We start from the raw sequence: 1,503 nt of genomic DNA on the forward strand, positions 1-1,503 counted from the left end.
TTATTCGGTCCGCTCTATCATTTGTCGCGCATTTCTGAAGATGGCGTAGCAGTATCTAAAGACCATAATAATGTTGGTGACGCTTTGATAGGGCTTGATGACAATATCAACAATGTGAATAGTCGCTTAACACATGTAGCCAATGAATTTACTCAGAAAATAGAGGGTGTTTCTAAAGATTCTCTATTGTGGAGTAATGATGAGCAGGCATTTGTGGCACAGCATGGAGAGGGAAAAGCCAATAGCAAAATTAAATTTCTTGCCAATGGAGATATTACTGAAGATTCAACCGATGCAGTAAATGGTTCGCAACTTTATCTTATGAGCAACCAATTGGCTGCGTATTTTGGTGGTGGCGCTGGCTATAATAATGGAGAATGGACTGCTCCTACTTTCAAGATAGCACAATTCAAGGCTGACGGGAGCTCTAGTGAAAAGAAGGATTATCATGACGTTGTCAGTGCTTTTGACGGCGTAAGTGAGAGTATGTCTAAGATAAACGACCGCATTCAAAATGTTGAAAACAATGTCTCGTCCAATGGTTTAAATTGGAATGAGCAGAAAAAAGCTTATGACGCTAGCCATGATGGTCAACCAAGTAAGATTATCAATGTAGCAGATGGTAAAATTGCAGAAGGTTCAAAAGATGCAGTCAATGGTGGACAGCTTTGGGAGACCAACGAACGTATCACTGGCGTTGAAAAAGATATTAAACATATTGAAAACAGAGTCGACAATATTTCCACTACGGTTACGAATATTGGTGAAACGGTTTTCAATATTGAAGACAGAGTTGATAATATTGAGAACACGGTTAATAATCTTGCTGATGGGGCAGTTAACTATGATAAAGATGCTGATGGTAAAAAGGCCAATAAGATCACTCTACAAGGTGGGAATGAAAGTGAACCTGTTATGATTGATAATGTTGCCAATGGTCGCATTGAACAAGGTTCGAAAGAAGCTGTTAATGGCGGTCAGCTCCATGACTATACCCAAGAACAGATGAAAATTGTTCTCGATGAATCGAAGCACTACACAGATCAACGGATAAATAATATCAGGATTGATGCTATTGATGGTGCTGTTGATCGGGCTAACCAATATACAGATATGAAGTTTAATATTTTAAGTTATGATATTAAGAGCGTACGCAAAGAGGCAAGGCAAGCAGCCGCCGTTGGTCTAGCAGTATCCAACCTACGTTACTTCGACGAGCCAGGATCTTTGAGTGTCTCATTTGGTAGCGGCGCATGGCGTGGACAATCCGCATTTGCTCTTGGTGCTGGTTATACATCTGAAAACGGGAAAATCCGCTCTAATCTCTCTGCCACGAGTGCTGGTGGTCATTGGGGAATAGGTGGTGCAATTACTCTGAAAATAAAATAATACGAACAACGAAAACAGAACAAAATATCCACCCTTATTTATTAAAATGAGGGTGGATATTTTTTTACAGATTCACAGTATTTATCTAGAGATAAGCATAATATTTGATGACAC

The 1,503-nt window shown here is 39.7% G+C and carries 1 protein-coding gene; it reads left to right on the plus strand.

Going from position 1 to position 1,503, the window contains the following annotated elements:
- Window positions 1-1,389: Vomp family autotransporter (locus ACFIML_RS02845; protein ID WP_375687319.1), on the plus strand; the 1,389-nt coding region annotated here is incomplete at its 5' end.
- Window positions 1,390-1,503: the final 114 nt, after the last annotated feature.

Source organism: Bartonella sp. AC62GZZY, from assembly GCF_042196525.1.
Classification (GTDB): domain Bacteria; phylum Pseudomonadota; class Alphaproteobacteria; order Rhizobiales; family Rhizobiaceae; genus Bartonella.